Annotated in this window: 4 protein-coding genes; 1 reads left to right on the top strand and 3 read right to left on the bottom strand. The window is 69.8% G+C overall.

What is annotated here, in order from left to right; genetic code table 11:
- From aspS to C1I93_RS28410, 3 genes are all read right to left on the bottom strand, one after another.
- Positions 1-1,682: aspartate--tRNA ligase (aspS, locus tag C1I93_RS28400; protein WP_111246335.1), on the bottom strand; the 1,682-nt coding region annotated here is incomplete at its 3' end.
- 199 nt (positions 1,683-1,881) lie between these two features.
- Positions 1,882-2,457: a hypothetical protein gene (locus C1I93_RS28405; protein WP_146603599.1), complete on the bottom strand. Its 576-nt coding sequence runs from the start codon at positions 2,455-2,457 to the stop codon at positions 1,882-1,884.
- A 170-nt stretch (positions 2,458-2,627) separates the two neighbouring features.
- Positions 2,628-3,680, bottom strand: a complete 1,053-nt coding sequence (locus C1I93_RS28410) for a S1 family peptidase (protein ID WP_111246337.1) — start codon at positions 3,678-3,680, stop codon at positions 2,628-2,630.
- Positions 3,681-3,926: 246 nt separating this feature from the next.
- On the opposite strand from C1I93_RS28410, the gene C1I93_RS28415 reads away from it, so the two are divergent.
- Positions 3,927-4,757 (top strand): SGNH/GDSL hydrolase family protein, encoded by an 831-nt coding sequence (locus tag C1I93_RS28415; protein ID WP_111246338.1) that lies wholly within the window; start codon positions 3,927-3,929, stop codon positions 4,755-4,757.
- Positions 4,758-4,761 lie beyond the last annotated feature (4 nt).

Genomic DNA, 4,761 nt, shown 5'->3' on the forward strand with positions numbered 1-4,761 from the left:
CCGGTCAGCGGGTCGAAGCCGCCGCGGGTCTTCGGGAAGGCGATCACCTCGCGGATCGAGTCGGCACCGGCGAGCAGCATGCAGACCCGGTCCCAGCCGAACGCGATACCACCGTGCGGCGGCGGGCCGTAGCTGAACGCCTCGAGCAGGAAGCCGAACTTGTCCTGCGCCTCCTCCGGCGTGATGCCGAGCAGGTGGAAGACCCGCTGCTGGACGTCCCGACGGTGGATACGGATCGAGCCGCCGCCGATCTCGTTGCCGTTACAGACGATGTCGTACGCGTACGCCAGCGCCCGGTCCGGCGCCTCCTCGAACCGGTCCACCCACTCCGAGTTCGGCGAGGTGAAGGGGTGGTGCACGGCCGTCCAGCCACCGTCGTCCGTCTTCTCGAACATCGGCGCGTCAACCACCCAGCAGAACGCCCAAGCGCTCTCGTCGACCAGCCCAGCCCGCTTGGCGATCTCGATCCGAGCCGCGCCGAGCAGCTCCTGCGCCTCCCGGGTCTGCGCGCTGGCGGCAAAGAAGATCGCGTCACCGGGCTTGGCGCCGACCACGTCGGCCAGCCCGGACAGGTGCTCGGCGGAGAGGTTCTTCGCCACCGGGCCGCGCGCCTCACCGGTCTCGGCGTCGAGCACCACGTACGCCAGGCCCTTGGCGCCGCGCGCCTTGGCCCAGTCCTGCCAGCCGTCCAGTTCCTTGCGGGTCTGGGCCGCGCCGCCCGGCATCACCACCGCACCGACGTAGCCGCCCGCGTCGATCGCGCCGGCGAAGACCCGGAACGCGGTGCCGCGCAGGTAGTCGGTCAGCTCGGTCAGCTCGACGCCGTAGCGCAGGTCCGGCTTGTCCGAGCCGAACCGGGCCATCGCGTCGTGCCAGGTGATCCGCGGGATGGGCCGGGGAATCTCGTACCCGGCCAGGTCGGACCAGAGGGACGCGACGATCGCCTCGCCGAGGTCGATCACGTCGTCCTCGGTCACGAACGACATCTCGATGTCGAGCTGGGTGAACTCCGGCTGCCGGTCGGCCCGGAAGTCCTCGTCGCGGTAGCAGCGGGCGATCTGGTAGTACCGTTCCATGCCGCCGACCATCAGCAGCTGCTTGAACAGCTGCGGCGACTGCGGCAGCGCGTACCAGCTGCCCGGCTGCAACCGCACCGGCACCAGGAAGTCTCGGGCGCCCTCCGGGGTGGAGCGGGTCAGCGTCGGCGTCTCGATCTCCAGGAAGTCCCGCTCGTGCAGCACGGCACGGGCCAGCTGGTTGGCCCGCGAGCGCAGCCGCATCGCCTGCGCCGGACCGCTGCGACGCAGGTCGAGGTAGCGGTACTTGAGCCGGATGTCGTCGCCGGCCACCACCTGGTCATCCACCGGCAGCGGCAGCGGCGCCGCCTCGGAGAGCACCTCCAGCTCGGTCGCGGTCACCTCGATCTCGCCGGTGGGCAGCTCCGGGTTCTCGTTGCCCGCCGGCCGGCGGGTCACCTCACCGACGACCTTGACGCAGTACTCGTTGCGCAGCGCGTGCGCGTCCTCCTCGCGGAAGACCACCTGGACCACGCCGGAGCCGTCCCGCAGGTCGACGAAGATGACCCCGCCGTGGTCGCGCCGACGGGCCACCCACCCGGCCAGCGTCACCGTGGTGCCGGCGTCCGTCGCGCGCAGGCTGCCGGCGTCATGGGTACGGATCACGACGTGCGTCTCCCTCGTCTTTGCTCTACGTCTGCCCCCGCATTCTGCCCGGCGACGCCGCTGGGGTGTAAGGAAGGGCCCCCTGTTAACGCCTCGTGTATAGGAAGGGCCCCCTTTTAACACTTCGGGAGAGGGCCGACGGCAGCACCGGAGCAGGATCGGCGGGCACGGCCCTCACCTGGTGCTCGTACGAATGCCGTCAACCCGTCCGGCTCACGGACATGACCCTCGGGTCCGAGGAATAGCGACGTGCGACGTCGTCGGCGTCGCGGGCAGTGGCACCAGGATCGAAGAGCACCTCCAGGCACGAGGTATGCGGCCCGTCGAATCCAAAACCGGCAATGACCTGATGGGGATCGAAGCGGCGGCTCTCACGCACCAACTCGTCGACGGGCACGTCCGGCCGCACGCACACCAGCACCTCGGGCTGGCTTCCACTCCAGGCCAGTGCGGGAGCCGATGCGCCGATGGTGAACACGAAGGCCATCGCTACGCCCACCACGGTCGTCCGATTGAGCGCCGGCCGGCTGGCCGGCAGGGCCACCGCGGCCAGGGCAGCCAGGGCGTACGCCCACAGGGCCCGCTTGTCCGCCGTGTCGTACAGGGCCAGCGCGACGATGCCGGCGCCGATGGCCTGGGTGACCAGGACGGTCAGCCGGAATTCCGGTGAGCCGACACATGCCGCTGGTATCGCAGCAAGCACACCCAGCAACAGGAGCAGCCCGACGAACCCGTACGCACTCCATTCACGACGTGCGTCCACGGCGAGCAGCACCCAGGCACACACCTGCCCGCATACGACAATTGGTGGGCGGAGGTGGGCCAGGAATCGCACGAGCATGCGGTGACCGTACGTGATGCGACAGCTGCAACATAGTGGTGCGGGCCGCCGGAGGAGGAATCCGGCGGCCCGCTGGCGGAGGAGAAGCTGGGGGTACGAAAGGATCAGTAGACGCTGACGCCGTAGGCGCTGAGCACCGGACCGACCGGCTGGAAGTAGGTGGTGCCGCCGATGGAGCAGTTGCCGCTGCCACCGGAGGTCAGGCCGAGCGCCGTGCCGCCGCTGAACAGCGGACCGCCGCTGTCACCGGGCTGGGCGCAGATGTTGGTGCGGATCAGGCCACGGACCTGCCCCTCGGCGTAGTTGACCGTGGCGTTGAGCGCCTGCACCGAGCCGCTGCGCAGCCCGGTGGTGCTGCCCGAGCGCTGCGCCGACTGACCGACGAACGCGCTGCCGGACCCGGTGATGTCACGGTAGGTGCCGTTGTAGAGATTGACGTTGCCCGGCTGCACGGCGGTCTGGTTGCTGTACCGGACGATGCCGTAGTCGCTGCCCGGGAAGCTGCTACCGGTACGCGAGCCGAGCAGTGCGGTCTGGGCCGAGTTGCTGTACCAGTTCGCGGCGATGTTGGTGCAGTGCCCGGCGGTGATGAAGTAGTACGTGCTGCCGGCCCGGACGTTGAAGCCGAGCGAGCAGCGCCCACCACCCTGGGCGTAGATGGCGTCACCGCCGGAGATGCGGGTGCTCAGCACGCCGGCCTCGGCCTCGATGCGTACCGCGCCGTTGGTCCGCGCCGCGGCGGCCTTGACCCGCTCCAACTTCGCGCCGGTCACCGTGCTGTCGACGGAGACGACGACCTGGTTGGTGGCCGGGTCGACCCACCAGGCGGTGCCGGGGATAGCGGCGGAGCGGTCCAGTTCGGCGGTGGCCCGGTTCAGCTCGGCGGCACCGCGCTTGACCAGCTTCGGCGTGGCACCGGCGATGGCCACCTGGCGGGCCGCCACGCTGTCGGTCACCGCGACGACCATCTTGCCGGCGGCGTCGGCGTACGCACCGGCGGCCCGGTCGCCGAGCCGCTCGGCGAGGGCGGACGCGGCGTCGGGTGTGGCGGACGCGGGCGCCGCGTGGGCCGGTGCGCCGGCCAGCACGCCAGCCGCCAGGGTTCCGGCAGCGGCGATGGTGCCGACACGACGCAGCATTGACCTTGTGGGTCGCATGTAACAGCCTCCCAGATCGGGGTTGGGACCCTGTCATGGCGACAGGGCAGGGGGCAGCTCGGCCACCTGGGGAAACGGCCAAGCGATGGAAAGTATTCACATATTTAAGATCGTAGGCAAGACCCCCGTTTGCCCGGATTGACCCCGCCGCCACAGGTAACCGCGACGCAACATTGTGGATACAGAAGGTCGTCTATACGCTCTGGTCACCGCCGTGATACCGGCACCCGTGAACCGGAGGCCACCATGACCCTCGTCCGACGTACGCTGGCCACCCTCGCCGGCGTCACCGCCCTCGTCCTGCTGGCGACGAGCCCCGCTCTCGCCGACCCCGGCCCGCCGCCCACCTCGATGGCCAGCCTCGGCGACTCCATCACCCGAGGCTTCAACGCCTGCGGGTGGTACGTTGACTGCACCAGCCGCTCGTTCAGCACCGGCGACGACTCCGCCGTGAACAGCCACTACCTGCGCATCCGCCGGGTCAACTCGGCGATCAACGGCCGCAACCACAACGCCGCCAAGACCGGGGCGAAATCGGCCGACCTGTACGGCCAGGCCGGCACCGCGGTCAGCCAGGGCGTCGGCTACGTGACCATCCTGATCGGCGCCAACGACGCCTGCACCAGCTCCGAGTCGACGATGACCTCGGTCGCCACCTTCCGGTCGCACATCGACTCCGCGCTGGCCCGACTCAAGTCCGGTCTACCCCAGGCCAAGGTGTACGTGATCAGCATTCCCGACGTACATCGACTCTGGTCGGTCGGCAAGGGCAGCGGCAGCGCCCGTACGGCCTGGTCGCTCTTTGGCATCTGCCAGTCCATCCTGGCCAACCCGACGTCCACCGCCCAGGCCGACGTCGACCGCCGCAACCGGGTCCGGCAGCGGGTGGTCGACTTCAACGGCCAACTAGCCGCAGCCTGCGCCGCGTACGGCTCCAACTGCCGGTACGACGGCAACGCCGTCTTCGGCTACCCGTTCACCCTCGCCCAGCTCTCCACCTGGGACTACTTCCACCCCAACGCCACCGGCCAACAGGTCCTCGCCACCATCTCCTACCCCGCCGGCCACCCCTGGTAAGCCC

Origin of the sequence: Micromonospora endophytica (assembly GCF_003236305.1) — a bacterium.
GTDB lineage: Bacteria > Actinomycetota > Actinomycetes > Mycobacteriales > Micromonosporaceae > Micromonospora > Micromonospora endophytica.